The organism is Streptomyces sp. NPDC050418, assembly GCF_044458745.1.
Lineage (GTDB): Bacteria > Actinomycetota > Actinomycetes > Streptomycetales > Streptomycetaceae > Streptomyces.
In genome coordinates, this window is record NZ_JBITIG010000007.1 from 353,335 (window position 1) to 379,533 (window position 26,199).

Annotated in this window: 24 protein-coding genes; 9 read left to right on the forward strand and 15 right to left on the reverse strand. The window is 70.2% G+C overall.

The features are described from left to right. Nucleotides 1-66 precede the first annotated feature (66 nt). Both ACIBI4_RS19360 and ACIBI4_RS19365 read right to left on the reverse strand, forming a co-directional pair. Nucleotides 67-1,032, reverse strand: coding sequence for a pirin family protein (locus tag ACIBI4_RS19360; protein WP_399205130.1), 966 nt, complete (start codon nucleotides 1,030-1,032; stop codon nucleotides 67-69). 118 nt (nucleotides 1,033-1,150) lie between these two features. Then, nucleotides 1,151-1,651, reverse strand: a complete 501-nt coding sequence (locus ACIBI4_RS19365; RefSeq protein WP_399205131.1) for an SseB family protein — start codon at nucleotides 1,649-1,651, stop codon at nucleotides 1,151-1,153. A gap of 171 nt (nucleotides 1,652-1,822) precedes the next feature. Here ACIBI4_RS19365 and ACIBI4_RS19370 point away from each other — a divergent pair, with 171 nt between their 5' ends. The 4 genes from ACIBI4_RS19370 (at nucleotide 1,823) to ACIBI4_RS19385 (ending at nucleotide 6,573) form a co-directional block, all read left to right on the forward strand. Continuing rightward, the gene (locus tag ACIBI4_RS19370; protein ID WP_399205132.1) at nucleotides 1,823-3,649 is read left to right on the forward strand and encodes an acyl-CoA dehydrogenase; all 1,827 of its coding nucleotides are present in this window, start codon (nucleotides 1,823-1,825) and stop codon (nucleotides 3,647-3,649) included. Between the two features lie 91 nt (nucleotides 3,650-3,740). Then, the gene (locus ACIBI4_RS19375; protein WP_399205133.1) at nucleotides 3,741-4,382 is read left to right on the forward strand and encodes a hypothetical protein; all 642 of its coding nucleotides are present in this window, start codon (nucleotides 3,741-3,743) and stop codon (nucleotides 4,380-4,382) included. A 47-nt stretch (nucleotides 4,383-4,429) separates the two neighbouring features. Next, nucleotides 4,430-5,728, forward strand: coding sequence for a M18 family aminopeptidase (locus tag ACIBI4_RS19380; RefSeq protein WP_399205134.1), 1,299 nt, complete (start codon nucleotides 4,430-4,432; stop codon nucleotides 5,726-5,728). Nucleotides 5,729-5,868: 140 nt separating this feature from the next. Then, entirely contained in the window at nucleotides 5,869-6,573 is a 705-nt protein-coding gene (locus ACIBI4_RS19385; protein ID WP_399205135.1) for a DUF4232 domain-containing protein, read from the forward strand. Between the two features lie 28 nt (nucleotides 6,574-6,601). Here ACIBI4_RS19385 and ACIBI4_RS19390 read toward each other — a convergent pair whose 3' ends face one another. After that, a complete protein-coding gene (locus ACIBI4_RS19390) occupies nucleotides 6,602-8,425 on the reverse strand; it encodes an NHL domain-containing thioredoxin family protein (RefSeq protein ID WP_399205136.1) in 1,824 nt (607 codons plus the stop codon). A 63-nt stretch (nucleotides 8,426-8,488) separates the two neighbouring features. Between ACIBI4_RS19390 and ACIBI4_RS19395 the strand changes: the two genes are divergently transcribed. After that, on the forward strand, nucleotides 8,489-8,992 hold the full coding sequence (locus ACIBI4_RS19395; protein ID WP_399205137.1) for an LURP-one-related/scramblase family protein: 504 nt from the start codon (nucleotides 8,489-8,491) through the stop codon (nucleotides 8,990-8,992). A gap of 14 nt (nucleotides 8,993-9,006) precedes the next feature. Here the strand turns inward: ACIBI4_RS19395 and ACIBI4_RS19400 are convergent, their stop codons facing one another. After that, a complete protein-coding gene (locus ACIBI4_RS19400) occupies nucleotides 9,007-9,801 on the reverse strand; it encodes a carbon-nitrogen family hydrolase (protein ID WP_399205138.1) in 795 nt (264 codons plus the stop codon). Between the two features lie 179 nt (nucleotides 9,802-9,980). Here ACIBI4_RS19400 and ACIBI4_RS19405 point away from each other — a divergent pair, with 179 nt between their 5' ends. Continuing rightward, nucleotides 9,981-10,805 carry a maleylpyruvate isomerase family mycothiol-dependent enzyme gene (locus ACIBI4_RS19405; RefSeq protein WP_399205139.1) on the forward strand — a complete coding sequence of 275 codons (825 nt, stop codon included), beginning with the start codon at nucleotides 9,981-9,983 and terminating at the stop codon, nucleotides 10,803-10,805. Nucleotides 10,806-10,817: 12 nt separating this feature from the next. Here ACIBI4_RS19405 and ACIBI4_RS19410 read toward each other — a convergent pair whose 3' ends face one another. The 6 genes from ACIBI4_RS19410 to pdhA form a co-directional block, all read right to left on the reverse strand. After that, nucleotides 10,818-12,119 (reverse strand): nitrate/nitrite transporter, encoded by a 1,302-nt coding sequence (locus ACIBI4_RS19410; protein WP_399205140.1) that lies wholly within the window; start codon nucleotides 12,117-12,119, stop codon nucleotides 10,818-10,820. After that, nucleotides 12,116-12,802 carry a GntR family transcriptional regulator gene (locus ACIBI4_RS19415; protein ID WP_399205141.1) on the reverse strand — a complete coding sequence of 229 codons (687 nt, stop codon included), beginning with the start codon at nucleotides 12,800-12,802 and terminating at the stop codon, nucleotides 12,116-12,118. The genes ACIBI4_RS19410 and ACIBI4_RS19415 overlap by 4 nt, the downstream gene beginning before the upstream one ends. Before the next feature lie 59 nt (nucleotides 12,803-12,861). Then, nucleotides 12,862-13,857, reverse strand: a complete 996-nt coding sequence (locus tag ACIBI4_RS19420; protein WP_399205142.1) for a DMT family transporter — start codon at nucleotides 13,855-13,857, stop codon at nucleotides 12,862-12,864. Between the two features lie 83 nt (nucleotides 13,858-13,940). Then, complete coding sequence (locus tag ACIBI4_RS19425) at nucleotides 13,941-15,395, reverse strand: dihydrolipoamide acetyltransferase family protein (protein ID WP_399205303.1); 1,455 nt, start codon at nucleotides 15,393-15,395, stop codon at nucleotides 13,941-13,943. A 19-nt stretch (nucleotides 15,396-15,414) separates the two neighbouring features. Further along, on the reverse strand, nucleotides 15,415-16,395 hold the full coding sequence (locus ACIBI4_RS19430) for an alpha-ketoacid dehydrogenase subunit beta (RefSeq protein WP_399205143.1): 981 nt from the start codon (nucleotides 16,393-16,395) through the stop codon (nucleotides 15,415-15,417). Nucleotides 16,396-16,397: 2 nt separating this feature from the next. After that, a complete protein-coding gene (gene pdhA, locus ACIBI4_RS19435) occupies nucleotides 16,398-17,606 on the reverse strand; it encodes a pyruvate dehydrogenase (acetyl-transferring) E1 component subunit alpha (RefSeq protein ID WP_399205144.1) in 1,209 nt (402 codons plus the stop codon). A 370-nt stretch (nucleotides 17,607-17,976) separates the two neighbouring features. Here pdhA and ACIBI4_RS19440 point away from each other — a divergent pair, with 370 nt between their 5' ends. Both ACIBI4_RS19440 and ACIBI4_RS19445 read left to right on the forward strand, forming a co-directional pair. After that, a complete protein-coding gene (locus ACIBI4_RS19440; RefSeq protein WP_399205145.1) occupies nucleotides 17,977-18,636 on the forward strand; it encodes a response regulator in 660 nt (219 codons plus the stop codon). Nucleotides 18,637-18,751: 115 nt separating this feature from the next. Continuing rightward, complete coding sequence (locus ACIBI4_RS19445; RefSeq protein WP_399205146.1) at nucleotides 18,752-19,168, forward strand: pyridoxamine 5'-phosphate oxidase family protein; 417 nt, start codon at nucleotides 18,752-18,754, stop codon at nucleotides 19,166-19,168. Between the two features lie 41 nt (nucleotides 19,169-19,209). On the opposite strand, the gene ACIBI4_RS19450 is transcribed toward ACIBI4_RS19445, so the two are convergent. Continuing rightward, nucleotides 19,210-20,757: a protein kinase gene (locus ACIBI4_RS19450; protein ID WP_399205147.1), complete on the reverse strand. Its 1,548-nt coding sequence runs from the start codon at nucleotides 20,755-20,757 to the stop codon at nucleotides 19,210-19,212. Nucleotides 20,758-21,072: 315 nt separating this feature from the next. Here ACIBI4_RS19450 and ACIBI4_RS19455 point away from each other — a divergent pair, with 315 nt between their 5' ends. After that, a complete protein-coding gene (locus ACIBI4_RS19455) occupies nucleotides 21,073-22,704 on the forward strand; it encodes a protein kinase (RefSeq protein WP_399205148.1) in 1,632 nt (543 codons plus the stop codon). 63 nt (nucleotides 22,705-22,767) lie between these two features. Here the strand turns inward: ACIBI4_RS19455 and ACIBI4_RS19460 are convergent, their stop codons facing one another. The 4 genes from ACIBI4_RS19460 to ACIBI4_RS19475 all read right to left on the reverse strand — a co-directional run bounded on the left by ACIBI4_RS19460 (nucleotide 22,768) and on the right by ACIBI4_RS19475 (nucleotide 26,014). Further along, nucleotides 22,768-23,310: a bacterial proteasome activator family protein gene (locus tag ACIBI4_RS19460; protein ID WP_399205149.1), complete on the reverse strand. Its 543-nt coding sequence runs from the start codon at nucleotides 23,308-23,310 to the stop codon at nucleotides 22,768-22,770. 65 nt (nucleotides 23,311-23,375) lie between these two features. After that, the gene (locus ACIBI4_RS19465) at nucleotides 23,376-23,831 is read right to left on the reverse strand and encodes a hypothetical protein (RefSeq protein ID WP_399205150.1); all 456 of its coding nucleotides are present in this window, start codon (nucleotides 23,829-23,831) and stop codon (nucleotides 23,376-23,378) included. A 126-nt stretch (nucleotides 23,832-23,957) separates the two neighbouring features. Next, nucleotides 23,958-24,632, reverse strand: a complete 675-nt coding sequence (locus ACIBI4_RS19470; protein ID WP_399205151.1) for an aspartate/glutamate racemase family protein — start codon at nucleotides 24,630-24,632, stop codon at nucleotides 23,958-23,960. Further along, nucleotides 24,629-26,014: an MFS transporter gene (locus ACIBI4_RS19475; protein WP_399205152.1), complete on the reverse strand. Its 1,386-nt coding sequence runs from the start codon at nucleotides 26,012-26,014 to the stop codon at nucleotides 24,629-24,631. Before ACIBI4_RS19475 ends, ACIBI4_RS19470 begins: the two co-directional genes overlap by 4 nt. Between the last annotated feature and the right edge of the window lie 185 nt (nucleotides 26,015-26,199).

Below are 26,199 nucleotides of genomic sequence, written 5' to 3' on the forward strand. Positions count from 1 at the left end.
TCAGGCCGTGCGTTCTCCAGGCCGTGCGTCAACCAGGCCGTGCGTTCTCGACCGTCGCCACGCGTCTTACGTGTGCGGCATCCGCTCCGTCGTCGGGACGACGCCCAGGCGGCCCGCCTGGAAGTCGTCGAAGGCCTGTTGCAGCTCGGCCTTGGTGTTCATGACGAACGGGCCGTAGTGCGCCATCGGCTCCCGGATCGGCTGCCCGCCGAGCAGGACGACCTCGAGGTCGGGGGTGTGCCCGTCCTGCTGCTCGTCCGCCCGGATCGTCAGCGAACCGCCGTCACCGAAGACGGCCGTCTGCCCCATGTGCACGGGACGCCGCTCCTCGCCGACGGTGCCGCGCCCGGCCAGGACGTACGCGAGACCGTTGAAGTCGGAGCGCCAGGGCAGCGTGACCTGGGCGCCCGGCCGCACGGTCGCGTGGATCATCGTGATCGGCGTGTGCGTGATGCCCGGGCCCTCGTGCCCGTCCAGCTCACCGGCGATGACCCGGAGCAGCGTGCCGCCGTCGGGGGAGCTGAGCAGCTGGACCTGGCCGCCGCGGATGTCCTGGTAGCGCGGGTCCATCATCTTGTCCTTGGCGGGCAGGTTCACCCACAGCTGCAGCCCGTGGAACAGGCCGCCGGACATGACGAGCGACTCCGGCGGGGCCTCGATGTGGAGCAGGCCCGAACCGGCGGTCATCCACTGGGTGTCACCGTTCCGGATGGTGCCGCCGCCACCGTTGGAGTCCTGGTGCACGAAGGTGCCGTCGATCAGATACGTGACCGTCTCGAAGCCGCGGTGGGGGTGCCACGGGGTGCCCTTGGGCTCGCCTGCCCCGTACTCCACCTCGCCCATCTGGTCCATCATGATGAACGGGTCGAGGTACTTGTAGTTGATGCCCGCGAACGCGCGGCGCACCGGGAAGCCCTCCCCCTCGAAGCCGGACGGAGCGGTCGTCACGGCAAGGACCTTGCGCGCCACCGCGTCGGCGGGAGCGGCCACCTTGGGCAGGGTCAGCGGGTTCTCGACAGTTACAGCAGGCATGGTCGGTACCTCCTTCGTGATTCGAGAGTAGTTGAATCTCGAACTTTCTGCCACCCGGAACGAGGAACGCCCGGGAGGTATTCCTCCCGGGCGCCCACGAAGACCTGTGCAGGGGCGGTCAGCCGTACATCCTGCGCATCGCGAAGTCGACCATCTGCTCCACGGCCTTCGCGTCGAAGACCATCCGGTGCTCGCCCTCCATATCGAGGACGAAGCCGTACCCCGTCGGCAGCAGGTCGATGACCTCGGCGCCGGTGATCACGAAGTACTTGGACTCCTTGCCCGCGTAGCGCCGCAACTCCTTGAGCGAGGTGAACATCGGGATCACGGGCTGCTGGGTGTTGTGCAGGGCGAGGAAGCCGGGGTTGTCGCCGCGCGGGCAGTAGACCTTCGAGGTCGCGAAGATCTGCTGGAAGTCCTCGGCGGCCATCGAACCGGTCGTGAACGCGCGCACCGCGTCCGCGAGGGACGGCGGGGACGGCTCGGGGTAGAGCGGGGGCTGCTGGCCGTATCCGCCCTGCATACCGCCCTGCATGCCGCCGGGCATCTGCCCCTGCGGCGGGGGCATGGGCGGGGTGTACTGCTGCTGCCCGCCGGGGCTCTGGTCGTAGCCGTACATGGGGTCGAGCGTATCGGGTCACAAATGGCGACGGTCACAGATGGCCGGTTTGGGGTTGCGTCTTATTACCGACGGGTAGCATCATTCTTACTACTAGCTGGTACGCATACGAGGATCCTGCCGGACCGTAGGCCGGATCCACTCCTCCCGGACTTATACGGAGCCGTCGCCATGGGGCACTACAAGTCGAATCTCCGCGACATCGAGTTCAACCTCTTCGAGGTGCTCGGCCGCGACAAGCTGTACGGCAACGGCCCGTTCGCGGAGATGGACACGGACACCGCCAAGAGCGTGCTCGCCGAGCTCACCCGCCTCGCGGAGAACGAGCTGGCCGAGTCCTTCACCGACGCCGACCGCAACCCGCCGGTCTTCGACCCGGAGACCAACACGGCCCCGGTCCCGGCGTCGTTCAAGAAGTCGTACAAGGCCTTCATGGACTCCGAGTACTGGCGTCTGGGCCTGCCCGAGGAGATCGGCGGCACCACCGCCCCGCCGTCCCTGATCTGGTCGTACGCGGAGCTGATCCTGGGCGCCAACCCGGCGATCTGGATGTACTCCTCCGGTCCCGCCTTCGCCCGGATCCTCTTCGAGGAGGGCACGGAAGAGCAGAAGAAGTGGGCGAAGATCGCCGTCGACAAGCTCTGGGGCTCCACCATGGTCCTCACCGAGCCGGACGCCGGCTCGGACGTGGGCGCCGGCCGCACCAAGGCCGTGCAGCAGGCCGACGGCTCCTGGCACATCGAGGGCGTGAAGCGCTTCATCACGTCCGGTGAGCACGACATGGAGGAGAACATCCTCCACTACGTCCTCGCGCGCCCCGAGGGCCACGGCCCCGGCACGAAGGGCCTGTCCCTCTTCCTCGTGCCGAAGTTCCACTTCGACTTCGAGACCGGCGAGCTGGGCGAGCGCAACGGCGTCTACGCCACGAACGTCGAGCACAAGATGGGCCTCAAGGCCTCCAACACGTGCGAGATGACCTTCGGCGACCAGCACCCGGCCGTCGGCTGGCTGATCGGCGACAAGCATGACGGCATCCGCCAGATGTTCCGCATCATCGAGTTCGCCCGCATGATGGTCGGCACGAAGGCGATCTCCACGCTGTCGACGGGTTACCTGAACGCCCTGGAGTACGCCAAGGAGCGCGTGCAGGGCCCGGACCTCGCGCAGTTCATGGACAAGGCCGCGCCCAAGGTCACCATCACGCACCACCCCGACGTGCGCCGCTCGCTCATGACGCAGAAGGCGTACGCGGAGGGCATGCGCGCCCTCGTGCTGCACACCGCTTCCGTGCAGGACGAGATCATGGTCAAGGAGGCCGCCGGCGAGGACACCTCGCACCTGGAGGCCCTCAACGACCTGCTCCTGCCGATCGTGAAGGGCTACGGCTCGGAGAAGGCGTACGAGCAGCTCGCGCAGTCCCTGCAGACCTTCGGCGGCTCCGGCTATCTGCAGGAGTACCCGATCGAGCAGTACATCCGGGACGCGAAGATCGACACCCTCTACGAGGGCACGACCGCGATCCAGGGCCAGGACTACTTCTTCCGGAAGATCGTCCGTAACCAGGGTGCCGCGCTGAACGCGCTCGCCGAGGACATCAAGAAGTTCCTCGCGGTCGGCACCGGCGGCGAGGAGCTCTCCACCGCCCGCGACCAGCTCGCCAAGGCGGCCGTCGAGCTGGAGGCCATCGTCGGCCTCATGCTCACCGACCTCGCGGCCACCGAGAAGGACGTGCGCGAGATCTACAAGGTGGGTCTCAACACGACCCGTCTGCTGCTCGCCTCCGGTGACGTGGTCGTCGGCTACCTGCTCCTCAAGGCCGCCGCGGTGGCCGCCGAGAAGCTGCCGACCGCCTCCGCGAAGGACGTCGCCTTCTACACCGGCAAGATCGCGGCCGCGAAGTTCTTCGCCGCGAACGTACTGCCCGGCGTCACGGGTGCGCGCAAGCTCGCCGAGGGCGTGGACCTCGGTCTGATGGACCTGGACGAGGCGGCGTTCTAGCCGTTCACCTCGTTCCGTACGGTTACGGCCCGCCCCGGTCGGGGGGCGGGCCGTCCGTATGATCGGCGGCGTTCACGAGGAGGGGCCGGTCATGGGTTTCAAGAGGTACGGGTCGATCGCCGCACTGGGGACGGCCCTGGCGCTGCTCGCCGGATGCGGCGGTACGGAGGACTCCGCGGCCGGGCCGCTGGACAAGAAGCAGGTGCAGTCCGTCCTGCCGGACGGCGAGGCCGTACCCGGCTGGAAGGTCGGTCTCCGGGACGCGGCGGAGCCGCTGCCGAAGATCTCCCGGGCCGGGGTGTGCGGTGTCGCGGAGGAGAAGAAGACCGCCTGTGACGGGCTGCGGTTCTACACCCAGGGCAGCTATACGCCGCCGGGCGCACCGTATTCGGTGACCGTCACCGTCCTCGCGGCCGAGGACGCCGACGGGGCGCAGCCCGCGTACGACTTCCTGTGGAAGCGCGTGTCCGAGTCCGTCGCGAAGCCGCAGAAGCTGGACGCCGGGGATCTCGGCGACGAGCGCGGCGCTGTGCGCAGTGACTACGGCTCCAGGGGCGGTCCGGTCGCCCATGTCCAGGTGCGGGTCGGCGCGACCGTGCTGCAGATCAGCGGAGAGGCCGCCGCCGACAAGAAGGTGGACCTCGACACGCTCGTGGACCTGGCCGCCGTGGTCAGCGAGCGGGCCGGGCAGGCCGCCGGCGGTGACACCCCTTCGGCCGCCCTGGGCGACTGAGTCCGGCTCCCCGGGAGCCCACGCGCCCCCGTCGTTAAGGTGAAGCCATGAGCAGCAGCGCAACCGCCCGGTTCGACCGTGGCCACACCGACGACCTGATCTCCTTCCTCGCCGCGAGCCCCACCCCGTACCACGCGGTCGCGAGCGCGGCCGAGCGGCTGGAGAAGGCCGGGTTCCGGCAGGTGGACGAGGCGGCCGAGTGGGACGCCACGAGCGGCGGCAAGTACGTGCTGCGCGGCGGCGCGATCATCGCCTGGTACGTGCCTGAGGGCGCGAGCGCCCACACCCCGTTCCGTATCGTCGGCGCCCACACCGACTCCCCCAACCTGCGTGTGAAGCCGCTCCCTGACTCGGGTGCGTACGGCTGGCGGCAGGTGGCCGTGGAGATCTACGGCGGGCCGCTGCTCAACTCGTGGCTCGACCGCGACCTGGGCCTCGCGGGCCGCCTCTCGCTGCGCGACGGCACGACCCGCCTGGTGAACGTGGGCCGTCCGCTCCTGCGCGTACCGCAGCTCGCGATCCACATGGACCGCGGGATCTACGACAAGGGCCTGCAGCTCGACAAGCAGAAGCACATGCAGCCCATCTGGGGCCTCGGCGACGCCCGCGAAGGCGACCTCATCTCCTTCCTGGAGGAGGAGAACGGGATCACCGCGGGCGACGTGACCGGCTGGGACCTGATGGTGCACTCCATCGAGCCGCCCGCCTACCTCGGCCGCGACAAGGAGCTGCTCGCGGGCCCGCGGATGGACAACCTCCTGTCGGTGCACGCGGCGACGGCCGCGCTCGCCGCCGCAGCGACCGACGGGAACCTGTCGTACATCCCGGTCCTCGCCGCCTTCGACCACGAGGAGAACGGCTCGCAGTCCGACACGGGCGCCGACGGACCGCTGCTCGGCAGCGTCCTGGAGCGTTCCGTGTTCGCGCGCGGCGGCTCGTACGAGGACAAGGCGCGGGCCTTCGCCGGCACCGTCTGCCTGTCCTCCGACACCGGCCACTCCATCCACCCCAACTACGCCGAGCGCCACGACCCGACGCACCAACCGCGCGCCAACGGCGGGCCGATCCTCAAGGTCAACGTCAACAACCGCTACGCGACGGACGGTTCGGGCCGTGCGGTCTTCGTCGACGCGTGCGAGCGCGCAGGGGTCCCGTACCAGCACTTCGTCTCCAACAACGCGATGCCCTGCGGCACCACGATCGGCCCGATCACGGCGGCGCGGCACGGCATCAAGACGGTCGACATCGGTGTCGCGATCCTCTCGATGCACAGCGCCCGCGAACTGTGCGGCTCGGACGACCCGCACCTGCTCGCGAGCGCGCTGACGGCGTTCCTGGAGAGCTGAGGCGTACGCGCCGCAAGGAGGGCCGAACAGGCCGTACGGATGAGCGAGTTGAGGGAACTGGGGCGCGGCAGTCGTCGTCTTGCTGCACGGGACGGTACGAAGGCCGCACCCAGACCGCACTTCAGCACGGGGGACTCATCATGCGTACGACGCTGCGCGGGCGCGCCGCACTCGCCATCGCCGCCACGGCGGCACTCGGCCTGGCCCTGACCGGGTGCTCGGACTCCGACTCGGGACGCAAGTCGTCCGGGGGCAGTTCGTCCTCGAAGGGCTCCTCGAAGGACTCGTCGAAGGATTCCGGCAAGGGGTCGGACTCCGGCACGGGCACGCCCTCCAAGGACAAGGGCAAGGACTCCGGCGCCGCCACCACGCCCACGAAGAAGCCGTCCAAGCCCGGCACGGGCGGCGGCGGTTCCGGGCCGTGCACCGGCGCCGAGACCAAGATGACCGTCGCGAAGGCCCCGCGCCCGGTCAACTACCAGCTGATCACGCTCACGAACACCTCGCAGCGCACCTGCACCGTGCTGTCGTACCCGGTCGTCAGCTTCAGCCCCGACCTCGACGGCACCGCGGAGGGCCGCGAGGACACCAAGCCGCAGGCCGTCGTCACGCTGAAGCCGGGCGCCTCCGCGTACGCCGGGCTCAACACGAGCCCGGCGGACCAGGCGGACGACGGCACGAAGTCGCACGCCAAGACCGTCTCCGCCGACCTGATCAAGAAGATCGGCGCGGACGGTTCGACGCTGCAGTTCGGTCAGCCGGAGACCTTCAAGGTGGACGACCTGTTCATCTACGAGCCGAAGGTGACGTACTGGCAGCAGGACCTGGACATGGCGCTCAGCTAGACGGCCAAGGGCATCCGGGGGGTGGGCGCTACGCGTCCATCCCCGCCAGGACCAGCGCCAGCCGGTCCGTCGCACCCTCGGTGAGGCGGACCGGGACGCCCCAGTCCTGCTGGTGGACGTGGCAGGCCGGGTACTCGTTCGCCGGGTCGTCGTCACACGACGCCGCCATCGCCGACACGTGCAGCACGCCCTCCGTGACCTCGGGGTTCAGGTCGAGCGAACGGGCCAGATCCGTCCCCGCGCCCTCACCGGCGAGCAGCAGCTCCGGCGGGGTGGACGAGACGAGCAGACGGGTCGACGGGCCGTACCGCGTGTCGAGCTTCTGGCCGGCCGGGGCCTGGAAGACCACGTCCAACTGCAGCTTCCCGGGGGCGACTTCGGTCGCCGCCCGCTGCGTACGGTGCGCGACGGCCTCCACCCGCACGGCCTCCTCGGGAAGGCGCAGCCGGGTCAGACGGTGCCGGGCCGACTCGACGACCACGATGTCGTCGCCGGCGAGCACGGCGGCCGAGGGCTCGCGCAAGTCCGTGGCCAGCGTGGTGACTTCGTCCGTCGACGGGTCGTAGCGGCGCAGCGCGTGGTTGTACGTGTCGCTGACCGCGACCGAGCCGTCGGGCAGCGCGGTGACGCCCAGCGGGTGCTGGAGCAGCGCCTGGTCCGCCGCGCCGTCGCGGTGACCGAAGTCGAAGAGACCGGTGCCGACGGCCGAGTGCACGACCCTCTCCCGGTCGATCCACCGCAGCGCGCTCGTCTCCGAGTCGGCGATCCAGAGGCGCTCCTCGGTGGCCGCGAGGCCCGAGGGCTGCGCGAACCAGGCCTCGGCGGCCGGACCGTCGACCAGACCCTCGTTGGTCGTCCCCGCCGCGACCTGCACGGTCCCGTCCGCGGGGTCGTACGTCCACAGCTGGTGCACACCGGCCATGGCGATCCAGACAAGGCCGTCGAACCACGCCACGTCCCACGGCGAGGACAGGTCCACGTCACGGGCGGGCCCGGAGGTGGGCGAGCCCTGCCACCACTGGCGTCCCGTGCCGGCCACCGTCTCCACCACGCCGGTCGACGGGTCGTACGTCCGCAGCGCGTGGTTCACGGTGTCCGCGACGATCACCCGCCCGTCGGGCAGCAGCGCGAGCCCCTGCGGCTCGCTGAACTGCGCTGCGTCGGACGGCCCGTCGGCGAGGCCGCGCTCACCGGTGCCGGTCCGCCGTACGACCGTCTCGCCGTCGGCGTCCATCTCCACGAGCTGGTGCCGGGTCGAGTCCGAGACCAGGAAGTTCCCCGTGGGCAGCAGCAGCGCCTTGCCGGGGAAGCGGAGGTCGGTCGCGACCGGCTCCGGCGCCACGTAGGGACCGTCACCGCGCCGCAGCGTCCCCTTCGCCTCGTGCTCGGCCTCCAGCTCCTCGACCAGCTTCTCGATCGCGTGCGCATGCCCCTCACCCGCGTGCTGGGCGACCACATAGCCCTCGGGGTCGATGACGACGAGCGTGGGCCAGGCCCGTACCGCGTACTGCTTCCAAGTGGCGAGCTCGGGGTCGTCGAGCACCGGGTGGTGCACCTCGTAGCGCTCGACCGCGTCGACGACGGCGGCGTGCTCGGCCTCGTGCACGAACTTCGGCGAGTGCACACCGACGATCACGACGGTGTCGGCGTGCTTCTGCTCCAGCTCGCGGAGTTCGTCGAGGACGTGCAGGCAGTTCACACAGCAGAAGGTCCAGAAGTCGGCGATGACGATGCGTCCGCGCAGGTCCGCGAGGGTCAGCTCCTTGCCTCCGGTGTTCAGCCAGCCGCCCTTGCCGATCAGCTCGGGGGCACGGACGCGGGCACGGCGGGGGGCAGGGGCTGCATCGTTCATGGTTCAAGCTTGCCACTCGCGCGGGCCCGCTCGGAACCGGGCCCGCTGGGTACCCATACCGGCATGAAATATCTCGTACGCGACCGGCTGCTCGGCATCGGTGACGACTACTGGATCGAGGACGAGCAGGGCCACAAGGCCTTTTTCGTCGACGGCAAGGCGATGCGGCTCAGGGAGACCTTCGAGCTGAAGGACCGTGAGGGCCGGGTGCTGATCGACATCCGGGCCAAGGTGTTCAGCCTGCGGGACGCGATGACCATCGAGCGGGGCGGCGAGGCGCTCGCCGTCGTCCGCAAGAAGCGGTTCTCGCTGCTGCGCAACCACTACCGCGTCCGGCTCGTGGACGGCACCGAGCTGGACGTCAGCGGGAAGATCCTCGACCGGGAGTTCGTCGTCGAGTACGAGGGCGAGATGCTCGCGCACATCTCGCGGCGGTGGCTGCGCGTCCGGGACACGTACGGCGTCGATGTCGTACGCGAGGAGGCCGACCCCTCGCTGATGATCGCCATCGCGGTGTGCGTGATCCGGCTCGCGGAGAAGGAGCGGCTGGACGGGCCGGTGGACTGAGGAGAAGGGGTGAGTCAGCCGCGGGGCGGGGCCAGGCCCAGCACGCGGTCCTTCAGGGCCGGGAACTGCTCCCGCGTCGCCGCCGTCTTCGCCGGGTCGAACTCCACCCGCAGGACCTCCTCGCCGGAGCCCGCCTCGGCGAGCACCTCGCCCCAGGGGTCGACGACCGTCGAGTGCCCGGCCTGTTCGACGCCCGCGTGGGTGCCCGCGGTGGCGACCGCGAGGACGTAGGACTGGTTCTCCACCGCGCGCGCCTGCGCGAGCAGCGTCCAGTGGGCGCGGCGGCGCTCGGGCCAGCCGGCCGAGACGATCAGGGTCTCGGCGCCGTGGTCGACGAGGGTGCGGTACAGCTCGGGGAAGCGCAGGTCGTAGCAGGTGGTGATGCCGAGCGTGGTCTCCGGCAGCGCGACGGTCACCGGCTCGGTGCCCGCGCCCATCAGGACGGCCTCGCCCTTGTCGAAGCCGAAGCGGTGGATCTTGCGGTACGTGGCGGCGAGTCCGCCGTCCGGGGACAGGATGAGCGCCGTGTTGTAGAGGGTGCCGTCGGCGGCCCGCTCGACGACCGAGCCCGCGTGCAGCCAGACCCCTGCGTCCCGCGCCGCCTTCGCCATCACGGTGTACGTGGGCCCGTCGAGCGGTTCGGCCTCGTCGGCGAAGAGTTCGTAGGCGAAGGCTCCGGTCGGCCACAGCTCGGGCAGGACCACCAGATCGGCGCCCGCCTCGGCGCGCACGAGTGAAGCCGCGCGCTCACGACGAGAATTGACCGGTTCATCCGGGTTTACATCGATCTGAATGAGCGAGGCGCGCACAGTACCACCGTCCTGGCATTCGAACCGGCAGGCCACGGGTCGACAACGCCTACGATCGTCATTCGAAAGCACTGCGTGGGGCCCTTGCGGCAGCGTAACTTAAGGGCGCGAGAGCCTCCCCGTATGCCTTACGCCGTCGCCGAGCCCGCGCACCCGAACCGCCCGAGGGGTCCCGTCCTGTGAGTCTCCATCCCAGCCTTCAGTCCTACGCCGACGCCTGGACCCACTCCGTGGAAGCGATATCCGAGCTGGTGCAGCCGCTCGCGGAGGGCGAGTGGAACCGGGCGACCCCCTGCCCCGGCTGGTCGGTGCGCGACATCGTCTCCCATGTCATCGGCCTCGACTGCGAGATGCTCGGCGACCCGCGGCCCATCCACACGCTGCCGCGCGACCTGTACCACGTGAAGACCGAGCTGCAGCGGTACATGGAGATGCAGGTCGACGTGCGCCGGCACCACACCGCGCCGGAGATGACCTCCGAGCTGGAGTACACGATCATCCGCCGCTCGCGGCAGCTGCGGAACGAGACGCGCGACCCGGGCCACAAGGTGCGCGGCCCGCTCGGCAGCGAGGAGACCCTCGAAGAGGCCACGCGCAAGCGGGCGTTCGACGTGTGGGTGCACGAGCAGGACCTGCGGTCCGTGCTCGCCAAGCCCGGAAACATCGACTCCCCCGGCGCCCTCGTCACCCGCGATGTGCTGCTCTCCGCGCTGCCGAAGGTGGTCGCCAAGCGGGCCGGAGCGCCCGCGAGTTCGGCCGTCGTCTTCGATGTGCACGGCCCGGTGGACTTCCTGCGGACGGTACGGATCGACGCCGAGGGCAAGGGCACGATCGACGGTGCACCCTCGCTCGGCCCCGCGGTGACCCTCGCGCTCGACTGGGAGACCTTCTACCGGCTGGCCACCGGCCGTGTGAAGCCGGCCGCCGTCGCCGACCGCATCAAGGTCGAGGGGGACCAGGCGCTGGCGCAGGCCATCCTCGACAACTTCGCCGTCACGCCGTAGAGCGAGGTCTCGCTACGCCGGCACGTGCACGGCCTCCACGCGGCTGGCCACGAGCCGTTCGCGCTCGCGGCGGGCCGCGTGCCGGCGCAGCCGGAGGATCTGGGTGACGCCCAGGGCCTGCAGGACGAAGAGGGAGCAGAACGCGATCCGGTAGTTGTCGCCGGTCGCGTCGAGCAGGACGCCGACCGCGAGCAGGGTCGTCATGGAGGCCACGAAGCCGCCCATGTTGACGATGCCGCTCGCGGTGCCCTGCCGTTCGGGCGGGTTCGCCGGGCGGGCGAAGTCGAAGCCGATCATCGAGGCCGGGCCGCAGGTGCCGAGTCCGACGCAGAGCAGGATGAGCAGCCACAGCGGCGCGTCGTCGCCGAACGGGCCGAGAGTGAGGGCCCAGAGCGCGGCGGTCAGCGCGATCGTGCCGAGCGCGAGCGGGGTGCGGGCCGTGTGGTGGCGGGCGATGATCTGGCCGTAGACGAGGCCGATGGTCATGCTCGACAGGACGGTGAGCGTGAGGAGTTCACCGGCCTCGCCGCGGCTCAGGCCCTGTGACTCGACGAGGAACGGCAGCCCCCACAGCAGGGTGAACACCATCATCGGGAACTGTGTGGTGAAGTGCACCCACAGCCCGAGCCGCGTCCCGGGTTCCCGCCACGCGGCGGCTATCTGGCCGCGTACGAAGGCAAGTCCCTGGGACTGCGCGGGAGCGGGGGCGTGGCCCTCGGGGTGGTCCTTGAGGAAGAGCAGCATCAGGGCGAGGACGACCACACCGGCCAGCGAGCTGCCGACGAACGCCGCCGTCCAGCCGACGCCGTGCAGGAGCCGGGCGAGCAGCAGGGTGGAGACGAGGTTGCCGCCCATGCCGATCAGTCCGGCGAGCTGGGCGACGAGCGGGCCGCGGCGGGCCGGGAACCAGCGGGTGCCCAGGCGCAGGACGCTGATGAACGTCATCGCGTCGCCGCAGCCGAGCAGGGCGCGGGCGGCGAGCGCCATGCCGTACGAGGGGGCGAGGGCGAAGGAGAGCTGGCCGAGCGTGAAGAGCACGGCGCCGATGGTCAGCACCCGCTTGGTGCCGAGGCGGTCGACGAGCAGGCCGACGGGTATCTGCATGCCCGCGTACACGAGCAGTTGGAGGATCGAGAAGGTGGACAGGGCGGAGGCACCGACGTCGAAGCGCTCGGCGGCGTCGAGTCCGGCCACGCCCAGGGACGTACGGAAGATGACGGCGACGAAGTAGACGGCGACGCCGACCGACCAGACGAGGACGGCCTTCCGGCCGCCGGGCGGGTCCCCGGGGAGCCGTACGGAGGCTGGGCTCATCGGGCTTCCCCGCGGGCGAGCGTGTGGAACCAGCCGATGTGGCGGTGGATCACGGCGACCGCGGCGTCCGTCTCGCCCGCGCGCAGCGCCTCCAGGATCTCGGAGTGCTCGCCGAGGGTCTTGGCGGTGCGGTCCGGGTGGGAGTGCATCACGGCGATGCCCATCCGCAGCTGGCGGTCGCGCAGCTGGTCGTAGAGCCGGCTGAGGATCTCGTTGCCGCCGCTGCGCACGATCTCCGCGTGGAAGCAGCGGTCGGACTGGGCGGCGGCCGCATAGTCGCCGGCCTCGGCCTGTTCCCGCTGCCGCGCGAGGAGTTCCTCCAGGCGGGCGATCAGGCGCGGCGGGGCGGGCACCGCCTTGCGCACCGCATGCTCCTCGACGAGCAGCCGCGTCTCGACGACGTCGGCGATCTCCTGCGCCGATACCGGCAGCACCAGGGCGCCCTTCTTCGGGTACAGCTTCAGCAGCCCCTCGACCTCCAGCTTCAGGAGCGCCTCGCGTACGGGGGTGCGCGAGACGCCCACGTCGGCCGCGAGTTCCCCTTCGGTGAGGAGCGTGCCGCCCTCGTAACGCCGGTCCAGGACGGCCTGCTTGACGTGCTGGTAGACGCGTTCGGCGGCGGGGGGTTGCTTGAGGCTCGCCGTGGGAGCGGGGGTGGGGGCCGAGGCGGCTGGGGCAGGCATGCGCACAGCTTAGATACAACATGTGTGCGTGCGGCGGAGGGGTCCGGGATACGGACGGTTCAGCGGCTGTTCTCGGCCACGGGGGCGGGCAGGACGCGCGGATCACCGGCCGCCACGATGCGCGGAGTGCGCCGTCCGGCGACGGCGGCCAGCGCCACGGCCCCGAGAGCGAGGGCGGCTCCGGCGAAGGTGGCCGCGGTGACCTCGGCGTCACCGTGGGGCAGCAGCAGGTCGAGGCCGAGCGAGCCGATCAGCTGGCCGGTGATGGTGCACAGACCGAGCACCAGGACCCCGAGTTTGTGCACGGCGGCGACGGCGATGGAGATGAAGACGATCCCGATGACGCCGCCGGCGTAGAGATAGGGCTGCGAGGGCAGCCCGTCCGGCAGCCCCTTGATCGCCGCGTGTACCAGGAGGACGGCGAGCAGCGCGGTCGTGCCGGTGGCGAAGTTGAAGAAGGTGCCGGTGTACGCGGAGCCCGCGGTGTTCTTCACATGGCCGTTGACGGCCTGCTGCCAGCTGACGAAGACGCCGGCGACGAGGGGGAGTGCGAGCATCGCGTACGGGAAGCCGCCGCCGACCTTGTCGGCCATGGAGATCCCGACGGCGAGCAGCACCAGCGCGGCCCCGACGACCCGTCTGCGGGTGGGCTTCTGCGGGCCCGCCGGCCCGAGCCCCATCCGGTCGAAGACGAGCCCGCCGCCGACCTGACCGGCCACGACGGCGACGGTGAACAGGGCGACCCCGAGCGCGGTGACCGTCAGCCCCTGGGCGAGCACGAAGGTCGCGCCCCCGAACCCCCCGAGCACCTGCCACCACTTGAGCCGCTGCCCCCGTACGGCATCGCGCACGCGTCGCACCCCGCGCCGCCCCGCGGGAAACGCGAGCAGCCCGAGCGCCAGCACGACGAGCCCGGACCCGAACGAGACCACCGCCCCGGCGAACCCGTCTCCGCCGAGCCCGGCGGCCAACTCCCCGTTGATGCGGGACTGGAGGGCTATGAGGGTGCCCGAGAAGGTGGCGAGCAGCACCCAGGGGGCGGTGGAGAGACGCATGGTGGGACTTTCTGCGGGTTCTGCTGACGTGCACAGGGCCCGGGGTGCTCAGCACCCCGGGCCCTCGTGTGCGGGACGGGCGGTTACGCCCAGGTGATCAGCCTCTTCGGCTGCTCCAGGATCGCTGCCACGTCCGCCAGGACCTTGGAGCCCAGCTCCCCGTCCACCAGACGGTGGTCGAAGGAGAGGGCCAGGGTCATGACCTGGCGTGGCTTGACCTTGCCCTTGTGGACCCACGGGGTCGGCTTGATCGCGCCGACGGCGAGGATCGCCGATTCGCCGGGGTTGAGGATCGGCGTACCGGTGTCGACGCCGAAGACGCCCACGTTGGTGATCGTCACGGTGCCGCCCTGCATGGCCGCCGGCGTCGTCTTGCCCTCGCGTGCGGTGGACACCAGCTCACCGAGCGAGGCCGCCAGCTGGGGCAGCGTCTTGTCGTGCGCGTCCTTGATGTTCGGCACGATCAGGCCGCGCGGGGTGGCCGCCGCGATACCCAGGTTCACGTAGTGCTTGAGCACGATCTCCTGGGCCGCGTCGTCCCACGAGGCGTTGACGTCGGGGTTCCGCTTGATCGCGACGAGCAGCGCCTTCGCGATCAGGAGCAGCGGGTTGACCCGCAGGCCCTGCATGTCCTTGTCGGACTTCAGGTCCTCGACCAGCTTCATCGTGCGCGTCACGTCGACCGTCACGAACTCCGTGACATGCGGCGCCGTGAACGCCGAGCCGACCATCGCGGCCGCGGTGGCCTTCCGTACGCCCTTGACGGGGATACGGGTCTCGCGGGCACCCGCGACCGGGGTGGCCTGAACGGGCGCCTGCGCAACGGGGGTTGTTTCACGTGAAACGGGCGCTGGCGCGGCCACGGGGGCCGACACCGCGGCCACGGCCGCGTGTACGTCCTCCCGCGTGATGATCCCGTCCGGACCGCTCGGCGTGACCGTGGCGAGGTCCACGCCCAGGTCCTTGGCGAGCTTGCGCACCGGAGGCTTGGCGAGCGGACGCGCGCCACCGGCCGGGGCGACGGGCGCGGCAGGAGCCGCGACCGGGGCGTGCCCGTTCAGTTCGCCCTGGATCGCCGCCGCGGGCGAGGCGTAGTACGTGCCCGCGGGCGCCGGCTCCTGGACGGGAACCTCGGCCCCCTTGCGGGCCCGGCGCTTGGTCGAGCTCTGCGCGACCCCGTACCCGACGAGCACCGGCTGGCGGCCCTCGGGCTCGGCGGCCTCCGAGGCGGGCTCCGCGGCAGGAGCGGGCGCGGGAGCCGCGGCGGCCTCCACGGGCCCGGACCCGGGCGCCACGTCCACCGAGATGATCACCTGGCCGACATCGACCGTGGTGCCCTCGGGGAAGCGCAGCTCGTGCACCACACCGTCGTACGGAATGGGCAGTTCGACCGCGGCCTTGGCGGTCTCGACCTCGCAGACGACCTGGCCGTCGGTGACGGTGTCACCGGGCTTGACGTACCACTTGAGGATTTCGGCCTCGGTGAGTCCTTCGCCGACGTCCGGCATCTTGAACTCGCGGAAGCGCTGTTCAGTCATGACTGTCACGACCCTCTCCTCAGTACGCCAGCGAGCGGTCGACGGCGTCGAGCACCCGGTCGAGCCCGGGCAGGTACTCCTCCTCGAGCCGCGCCGGCGGATACGGCGCGTGGAAACCGCCGACCCGCAGCACAGGGGCTTCGAGGTGGTAGAAGCACCGCTCGGTGATCCGCGCGGCGATCTCCGCACCCGAACCGTAGAAGACGGGCGCCTCGTGGACCACCACAAGACGGCCGGTCTTCTCGACGGAGGCCTGGATCGAGTCGAAGTCGATGGGGGACATCGACCGCAGATCGAGGACCTCGACCGACTTGCCCTCCTCCTGGGCTGCCGCGGCCGCTTCGAGGCAGACCTTCACCATCGGGCCGTACGCCACCAGCGTCAGATCCGTGCCCTCACGGAGGGTGCGGGCCTGGTGCACGGGCGCCGGGATGGTCTCGGTGTCGACGTCGGACTTGTCCCAGTAGCGCCGCTTGGGCTCGAAGTAGATCACCGGGTCGTCGCTCTGGATGGCCTGCTGGAGCATCCAGTACGCGTCGTGCGAGTTCGACGGCGAGATCACCTTGAGGCCCGCGACGTGCGCGAACAGGGCCTCGGGCGACTCCGAGTGGTGCTCGACCGCGCCGATGCCGCCGCCGTACGGAATGCGGATGACGACCGGCATTTTGACCGTGCCGAGCGAGCGCGCGTGCATCTTGGCGAGCTGCGTGACGATCTGGTCGTACGCGGGGAAGACGAAGCCGTCGAACTGGATCTCCACGACCGGGCGGTAGCCGCGCAGCGCCAGACCGATCGCGGTGCCGACGATGCCGGACTCGGCCAGCGGGGTGTCGATGACCCGCTCCTCACCGAAGTCCTTCTGCAGACCGTCGGTGACGCGGAAGACACCGCCGAGCTTGCCGATGTCCTCGCCCATGAGCACGACCTTCGGGTCGTTCTCCAGGGCGGTACGCAGCGATTCGTTGATCGCCTTCGCGAGGGGAAGCTTCTGTACGGCCATGGTTACTTGCCCTCTCCGTGGCCCGCGTCCGCGAAGGACGCCTGGTAAGCGGCGAACTGCGCGCGCTCCTCGTCGACGAGGGCGCTCCCGTCCGCGTAGACATTCTCGAAGATCGCCATGAGATCCGGGTCCGGCATGGTGCGCACGGCCTCGCGGACCTGCTTGCCGAACGCCTCGGACTCCTTCTCGAGGTCCTCGAAGAAGGCCTCGTCGGCCATGCCCTCGGCGAGGAGGTAGGTGCGCAGGCGCAGGATCGGGTCCTTGGCCTCCCACGCCTCGCGCTCCTCGTCCCGGCGGTACTTCGTCGGGTCGTCGGAGGTGGTGTGGGCACCCATCCGGTAGGTGAAGGCCTCGATCAGCATCGGACCCTCGCCACGGCGGGCCCGGTCCAGGGCCGCACGGGTGACGGCGAGCACCGCGAGGACGTCGTTGCCGTCGACGCGGACGCCCGGGAAGCCGAAGCCGTGGGCACGCTGGAACAGCGGCACGCGGAACTGCTTCTCGTTGCTCTCCGAGATCGCCCACTGGTTGTTCTGGCAGAAGAACACGACCGGCGCGTTGTAGACGGCGGCGAAGTTGAAGCCCTCCATCACATCGCCCTGGCTGGAGGCGCCGTCACCGAAGTACGCGACCACGGCCGAGTCGGCGCCGTCCTTGGTGACGCCCATGGCGTACCCGGTGGCGTGCAGCGCCTGCGAGCCGATGACGATCGTGTACAGCTGGAAGTTGTTGGTGTTCGGGTCCCAGCCGCCGTTGTTCACGCCGCGGAACATGCCGAGCAGCTTCGCCGGGTCGACCCCGCGGCACCAGGCGACGCCGTGCTCGCGGTACGTCGGGAAGACGTAGTCGTCGTGCTGCGTGGCGCGGCCCGAGCCGATCTGGGCGGCCTCCTGGCCGAGCAGCGAGGGCCACAGGCCCAGCTCGCCCTGGCGCTGCAGCGCGATGGCCTCGGCGTCGAACTGCCGGGTCATGACCATGTCCCGGTACAGGCCGCGCAGCTCGTCGGCGCTCAGGTCGATGGCGTAGTCGGGGTGCTCGACGCGCTTCCCCTCGGGGGTCAGCAGCTGGACGAGCTCGGGCTCGGCATTCCGAGCGGCCTGGGTGGCCTTCGCCGTCGTCTTGGCGCCGGCCTTGGTACCGGCTTTGCTCGCGGCGCGCTTGCCACCGCTGGTGCGGCGCGGTGTGCGCGCGGCGGTGCTTTCCACGGTCACGTGTACTCCTCCGTCGGTCCGGCCCCCGGGATCGGCCGGGAACCAGTGCGGCTCACCTGTATCCGTACCCGCGCACGGGGTGGGTGCGCTCGGGGTGGACGGGATCAGGCGTGACAGGTGCCCCGGCGAGCGCCCTGTACAAAGCACGTTACCCAGGGGATCGCATATCTGCGAAACCCCGTCTGACCTGCGATTTTGCTTGGATTTCCAAGTAAATCCCGGAGAACGGGAACAGCCGCTGGTCAGCGCCTTGCAAGGGGCCGGAACACCGGCACGTTATCCCGGTCACCCTGGCCATTGGAAGAGTCTCTTTTCCCGGGGTGCCCCCTCGCCCTGCGCGACGTGAGGACCCGTGTGTGACACTGGCTTCGTGCGCGAAGATGGAAAAATCACCGTATTTCTTCTCGACGACCACGAAGTGGTCCGTCGCGGCGTCCACGAGCTGCTGTCCGTCGAGGCGGACATCGAGGTGGTCGGTGAGGCCGGTACGGCCGCCGACGCCCTCGTGCGCATCCCCGCGACCCGCCCCGACGTGGCCGTGCTCGACGTCCGGCTGCCCGACGGCAGCGGCGTAGAGGTCTGCCGCGAGATCCGCTCGCAGAACGAGGACATCAAGTGCCTGATGCTCACCTCGTTCGCCGACGACGAGGCGCTCTTCGACGCGATCATGGCGGGCGCGTCCGGGTACGTCCTCAAGGCGATCCGCGGCAATGAGCTGCTCACGGCGGTACGGGACGTGGCGGCGGGCAAGTCGCTGCTCGACCCGGTCGCCACGGCCCGCGTCCTGGAGCGGCTGCGCGACGGCGGCAAGAAGAGCGGCGACGACCGGCTCGCGAACCTCACCGAGCAGGAGCGCAAGATCCTCGACCTGATCGGCGAGGGCCTGACGAACCGGGCGATCGGCGAGCGGCTGCATCTGGCCGAGAAGACGATCAAGAACTACGTCTCCAGCCTGCTCTCCAAGCTGGGCATGGAGCGCCGCTCCCAGGCGGCGGCGTTCGTGGCCCGGATGCAGGCCGAGAAGCACTGAGCTTCCCCCGGGCTGCCTGGCGGCCTCACGCGTTCTTTATTCGGGACTTACGTCCCATCGCGTGAGGGGCGCCTGCCCCTTTCCCGACACACTGTCCGTAACGGATGGTGGAAGCATGTCCACCGATGAGAACCGCGCCCTCGACCTGCTGTCCCACGTCCCGCACGGGCGTGTGGCCACCAGCATGCGAGCGCTGCCCTTCCTCGCCCTCGCCCGGCACATCGTGGTGGACGGCCGTGTCCTGCTCCGGATGCACAAGGGCTTCGGCTACCACCAGGCCTGCGTCGGCAGCGTCGTCGCGTACGGCGCGGACAACCTGAACTCCGGGACCGACTCGCTCTGGTCCGTACAGCTCGTCGGCCTGTGCGAGGCGGTCGAGCCGACCGTCCGGGAACTCGAACTCTTCGGCCCCGCGCCGCACTTCGTCGACGGTGAGCTGTTCGAGCCGGTCTACATGCGCATCGAGCCGCAGGTGGTCACCGTGCACAGCATGAACGGGGCGTACGCGCGGCAGCTGCAGCAGGTGCTGTGAGCTCTGACCTGGTCTGTGAGCTCTGAGCTGGTCTGTGAGCTCTAGCCCGCCGAGTCGCCGCCACCCGTCGGCGGGTCCTCGCTGACCGAGTCCGAGGGCTCCGGGTCCGACGGCTCCGGGTCCGAGGGGTCCGGGTCGTCCGTCGGGTCCTTCGTCGGATCCTTGGTCGGGTCCTTCGTCGGCGGCTCCGTCGTGGGCGGCTCCGTGGTCGGGGCCTCGGACGTGGGTGCCTCGGAGGTCGGGCCGGTCGTCTGCTGACCGCCGCTCCCGCCGGGCTCCGTCTCCTCGTCCGTGGACTCGTCGTCCGACGGCTCCTTGGACTTGTCGTCCGCGGGCTGCGAGGAGGACGGCGTACCGCCCGGGTTCTCGCCCTTGTCGTCATCGGCCTGCGACAACGCGTACGCGACACCGGCGATCACGGCGATGGCCGCGAGCACCAGGAAGATCCACGCCTTGCCGCGGCCGCCGCCCTGGCGTCCGTCCCCGTCGTACCCGCCGTCGTCGTAGCCGTCGCCCTGCCTGCGCGGGATCAGCGGCTGCTGCGGGATCTGCGAGGTGCCGCTGTCGGGGTGCGGCAGCGCGGGCGAGCCCATCGCGGGCGTGCCGGCGCTCTCGTGCATCATCACCGGGCCGGTGTTCCAGGTGCCGGTGTGCCCGCCCTGCTCCTGCAGCATCTGCAGCGCGTACTGGACGAGGCCGCGCATCTCCTCGGCGCTCTGGAAGCGGTCGTCGGGGTCCTTGGCGAGCGCGCGCATCGCGAGCCCGTCGAGCTCCGGCGGCACCCCGTCCGACATCTCGGACGGCGGGATCGGCATGTCCTGCACGTGCTGGTAGACCACCGACAGCGGGGTCTCGCCCATGAACGGGGGCCGCAGCGACAGGAGTTCGTAGAGCAGACAGCCGGTCGCGTACAGGTCGGAGCGGTGGTCGACCGCCTTGCCGAGCGCCTGCTCCGGCGAGAGGTACTGGGGCGTGCCCATGACCATGCCGGTCTGCGTCATGGTGTTGGACGCACCGTGCAGGGCGCGCGCGATACCGAAGTCCATCACCTTCACCGCACCGGTGTTGGTGATGATCACGTTCGCGGGCTTGATGTCACGGTGCACGATGCCGTGCTGGTGGCTGTACGCGAGCGCTTCGAGCACACCGGAGACGATGATCAGCGCCTGGTCGGGGCCCGGCGCCTCGGCGTTGAGCAGCAGATCGCGGATCGTGCGGCCCTCGACGAGCTCCATCACGATGTACGGGATGGTGTTGCCGCCGATGATCTCCTCACCGGAGTCGTACACCGCCACCACCGCGTGGTGGTTGAGTCCGGCGACGGACTGCGCCTCGCGCGTGAAGCGGGCCTTGGAGACCGGGTCCTCGGCGAGGTCGGAGCGGAGCAGCTTCACGGCGACGGTACGGCCGAGCCGTACGTCCTCGGCACCGAAGACCTCGGCCATGCCGCCGCGGCCGAGCCGGTGGGTCAGGCGGTACCGGCCGTCACCGACCAGTCCTCCGTTGCCCCAGTACTCGGGCGATTCCGACATTCCGCCACCGCCAGTCGCCTCGGGGTCGGACGGGCCCTGAGCGCGCTGCTGGTCCATCGGTCCTCGCCGTCGTTTCCTGTCGTGCCTACGTTTCGTGCCTGCGGTCTCCGTCGGGCCACGCTACAGCCTTGGCGCGGCACGCCGGTGGGAGACGGCCTCCGGGGTTGACCGGCCATCAAACCCGCAGGAGGGGCGGCTGAGCAAATCCTGTGCGGACTCCGTAACGCTTACAGGACGGTTCTTGCGCGTACGGTCACGGAACGGGCACCTGGCTTGACGTGTCAGTGCCCTACGGCAGACTTGGCCCGGAAATACAAGGGATCTTCGCGCACTTGGGCGTCCGGGCAGGGCGCCGATGGGGGACGGACGGACATGAGCCAGGACAGCGCACACGGCGGCCGGTACGCAGGGCGCTCCCTGGCGGGCGGCCGGTACCAGCTGCGGGACCTCCTCGGCGAGGGCGGCATGGCCTCCGTGCACCTCGCGTACGACGCCACGCTCGACCGTCAGGTCGCGATCAAGACCCTGCACACCGAGCTCGGCCGCGAGCAGTCCTTCCGCGAGCGCTTCCGCCGCGAGGCCCAGTCGGTCGCCAAGCTCACCCACACCAACATCGTCTCGGTCTTCGACACGGGTGAAGACGACATCGACGGCTCGACGATGCCGTACATCGTCATGGAGTACGTGGAGGGCCGGCCGCTCGGCTCGGTGCTCGACCAGGACGTGGCGCAGTACGGCGCGATGCCCTCGGACAAGGCGCTGAAGATCACCGCCGATGTGCTCGCGGCCCTTGAGATCAGCCATGAGATGGGCCTGGTCCACCGCGACATCAAGCCGGGCAACGTGATGATGACCAAGCGCAACGTGGTCAAGGTCATGGACTTCGGCATCGCGCGCGCCATGCAGTCCGGCGTCACCTCCATGACCCAGACGGGCATGGTCGTCGGCACCCCGCAGTACCTCTCGCCGGAGCAGGCCCTCGGCCGCGGCGTCGACGCGCGCTCCGACCTCTACTCGGTCGGCATCATGCTCTTCCAGCTGGTCACCGGACGGCTGCCGTTCGAGGCGGACTCGCCGCTGGCCATAGCGTATGCGCACGTCCAGGAGGAGCCGGTCGCTCCGTCCTCGATCAACAGCTCGCTGCCGCCGGCGGTGGACGCGCTGGTCGCCCGCGCCCTCAAGAAGAACCCGAACGAGCGCTTCCCCACCGCCGAGGCGATGCGCGACGAGTGCCTGCGCGTGGCCCAGTCCTTCCAGGCCGCGGCGCCGTCGATCGTCCCCGGCGCGCAGACCGCGTCCGGCGCGGGCGTCGGTTCGGCGGTCTTCCCGCCGGTCGGCACCGGCACCCCGGCGCCGGGCCCGGGCAGCGTCCAGCAGCCCTACAACCCGAACCCGTACGGCGGCCCGGCCACCCCCGCGCCGACCCCGGGCTACGGCTACCCGCAGCAGGGCGGCTACCAGACCCCGGCCCCGGCGGCGTACAGCCCGCAGCAGGCAACCTCGACGCCGCCTCCGTACAACATGACGCCGCCGAACTCGACGATGTCGGCGGGTGCGAACGGCGGCTCGGGCGGCGGGCGCAAGAACAACAAGTCGGTGATCATCGGTTCGATCGTGGTGGCGCTGGTGGCGATCGGTGGTCTGATCACGGCTCTGGCCATGAACGGCGGCGACAAGGAACCGGGCGGCGATCCGACGCAGTCCGTGGCGGCCGGCCACAAGGGCCCGGACACCACGAAGAAGATGGACACGGAGAAGTGCACCGAGCCGCGTGAGGGCCAGGACCCCGAGAAGTTCGTGGTTCCCGACTTCAAGTACAAGAACCTGGACTCCGTGAAGCTCTGCCTGCAGGCGGCAGAGTGGAAGTACAACCAGAAGTCCGTGGACGAGAACACCTACGGCAAGGACACCGTCATGGGTCAGTACCCGGAGTCGGGTACGGAGATCCGCGAAGAGGACTTCACCATCACCCTCGAGGTGTCGTCAGGCAATCCCGCGCAGTAGCCCTCCCCAGCACATGGAGAAGGCCCGGTCGAATCGACCGGGCCTTCCGCGTTTCCCTACGTTCTAGAGGTACGGGCCCCCGGTGCGGCCCGCCACCCCGCCCTCCTCGTCGTCATGGCCGCCGACACCCGGCGGCAGAGCGCGGCGCATCTGTTCCAGTTGGGCGCGGGCGGCCATCTGCTGGGCGAAGAGCGTGGTCTGGATGCCGTGGAAGAGGCCTTCGAGCCAGCCCACCAACTGGGCCTGCGCGATGCGCAGTTCGGCATCCGTCGGCGTCGCCTCGTCGTTGAAGGGGAGGCTGAGGCGCTCCAGTTCCTCGACGAGTTCGGGCGCGAGGCCGTCCTCCAGCTCCTTGACCGAGCTGGTGTGGATCTCCTTGAGGCGGGCGCGGCTCGCCTCGTCGAGAGGTGCCGCCCGCACTTCCTCCAGAAGCTGCTTGATCATGCTGCCGATGCGCATGACCTTGGCGGGCTGTTCGACCATGTCCGTCACCGGGACCTCCCGGGACTCGTCGTCGCCATCGCCTCCGCCGAGAGCCATTCCGTCCTGGCCCACGACCAGGATCTGGGGGTTCTCCGGCGACCTGTCGTTCCTCGGCATCTCCATGCCGCCATTCTCTCGCACACACGCCTCACATCACGGTGGTGCCCCCGTTCCGGGGTGATCCACCCTCACCAACGACGCAACCGCAGCGCCAGGAAGCCGAATCCGAGACCGATCAGGACCAGGCCCATACCGAGCGGCAGCACGGTGACCGCCGGGTCGACGCCGCTGTCCCCCGAAGCCGCGGAGACCACCGTCTCCCGCGGCGCCTCCTCGACCACGTCACGCCGGGGCTCGGCCGAGCGCTCCCGGGCGGCCTGCGGCGACGGCGGCGCGATCGACACCACGCTCGGCGCCTCCCACCGCCCCGGCCGCTCCCGGCCCGCCCCGGCCCGGCTGCCCGCCAGGGACGGGGAGGCGTCCGGCTCGGGCGAGGCGACAGAGGAGACAGGTGAGGAGTCGGGCGAGGAGACGGGCGAAGGGGATCCCGGCAAGTGGGCCCCGCCCGCCGCGTACGCGCAGGAGACGGGCGCCACCACCAGCAGTACCACCGCAAGCAGCAGAGCCCTGAGCCGTCCCGTCATGGTCCGACCCCTCCCCGTACGCGTCGCCAAGAAGCCGTGCTGCCAGCGTCACACGGCGTAGCGGGTCCGGCATCTCGGGTCGCTCCCGCACCCCCTGTGACAGGGGTGCGGGAGCCGGGCGTGTGCTCAGCCGGCCGCCAGGATCCTGCGTACCTGCCGGCAGGCCGCCGGAATCGGTCCGATCACCGGCACCGGGAAACGGTCCCGCAGCGCCTCGGCGGCCTCGCCCAGCGGTCCGCCTCCGATGATCACCGCCTCGGCTCCGTCGTCGGTGATGCACGCCTGGACCGCCTCGGCCAGGCGCTCCCGCATCAACTCCGGTTCCGCGGCCAGTTGTTGGGGATCACCGGGGGTGAGCCGGATGCCCGTGAACCGGTCGCGGTGGCCGAGGCGCCCGACGCGCTCGGTGATGGCGTCGACGAGCCCGGGCGTCGTGGTGGCGATTCCGAACCGGCGCCCCGCCTCGGCCGCCTGCGCCATCGCCGCCTCGGCGATCCCGACGACGGGGACGCCGACCTCGGTCCGCAGGTCCTCGATCCCCGGGTCGCCGAACGCGCTCACCACGAGGGCGGAGATCCGCCGCCCGTCCGGAGCCGTGAGGCTGCGCCGCGCCGCGGCCACCACCTGGGGCGCAGACGCGTGCAGCAGATCCTCGTCGACTAGCATCGAAGGACCGTCGGCGACGGTGACCCCGAAGACCTCGAAGCCTTCCTCGGGGCGCAGGGTGCGCCGGGCGATGCCGGCCATCATGTCGGTGGCCGCCTGCGAGGTGTTGGGGTTGATCAGGGCGATGACACTCACTCGCTGTTTTCCTCCATGGACTTGCCGAAGGTCTCCGGCGGGACCTGCACGGATACCGCGAGGCCCACGAAGAGCACTCCGATCAGGGTGAACATGCCCGACATCCCGTACGAGTCGAAGGCGGCGCCGGCCAGCATCGGGGTCAGCCCGCCGGCGAGGGAGCCGAGCGCCAGGATGATCGAGGTGCCGAACGCCCTGACCCGGGTGGGGAACTGCTCGGGCGCGAAGATCCAGATCGTGGTGTTCATGGTGATGATGCAGCAGTTGACCAGCGCGCCGAGGATCAGGATCAGCGTCACGCCCGAGGCCAGGAACCCGAAGGCGAACGCGGCCGCGCAGCCCAGGGCGGCCGCGACGGTGAGCACGAGCTTGCGGGGCAGGTAGCGCGCCGCGGTGGAGGCGATGAGCGCTCCGAGCAGCGAGCCGGACTGCATGACGAGGGTGAAGAGCAGCGACTTGGTGATGCTGTGGCCCTGCGCCACGAGAATCGTCGGCATCAGGGACAGGATCGATATCTGTGCGCCGTACGACATGCACACGGCCACACCGAGCGCGAGGGTGCGCCGGCGCAGCGCCCCGGCGAAGACGTCACGCAGCCTGTTGCGCTCGGGTACGACCTGCTCGCCGCTCTCGACCGCGGTGATGTAGCGCTCCGGCTTGTCGAGGGCGCCGCGCAGGCGGCCGGAGGCAAGCCGGTTGAGGACGAGGTTGGCCTCGTCGACCTTGCCCCGTGACAGCAGGTAGCGCGGCGTCTCGGGGACGTAGCGGCGGTAGAAGAGCACAAGCAGCGCGGGGACGGCGAGGAGGCCGAACAGCCAGCGCCAGCGGTCGGGGCCGGAGAACAGGGTGAAGACCAGGACGCCGAAGGCGGGCGCCAGCATGTTGCCGAGGCCGCCTGCCGTGACGTTGATGATCCCGACCGCGGTCCCACGGTGCCGGGCCGCGAAGAACTCCGACATCATCGTCACCGCGATGGCGATCTCGCCGCCCAGACCGAAGCCGACGATGAAGCGGCCGATCGCAAGCACCGCGTAGACGGGGGCGAAGGCGCAGATCAGCGCGCCGAGCGAGAACAGCAGCAGGTTGACCGTGAGCATCGACCGGCGGCCCATCTTGTCGCCGATGATGCCGGTGGCGAGCCGGCCGAGGGCCGCGGCGGTGAAGGTGATGGTGTTCAGGAAGCCGAGTTCGGCGGCCGAGGTGCCCCATGCCTCCTGCAGGACGGGGCCCACCAACCCGACCGCGTTCTGTTCGAGCGCGTCGAAGAACACGCCGAGCAGCACCATCGCACCGATCTGACGGTGGGCTCCGGTCACACCGATCCGGTCGAGGCCGTCTTCCAGCTGGCGGTGGCGCGGACTTGCCGCGGCCGTCGTTTCCATCGGTGGAGCTTCCATGCGCGTCCCTCCGAGCAGAGTGGAGTTCCGAAAATGGGATCCCATTTTCGGCACCCGGAAGTTTTCTCAGCCGCCGAAGAGGGCGTCAAGGGTTTGGACGTGATTTGGAATCCCAAATCACGGAGCAGGGAAGGGGCAGCTACGGAGCGGGCCCGAAGGAGCCGCTCCGG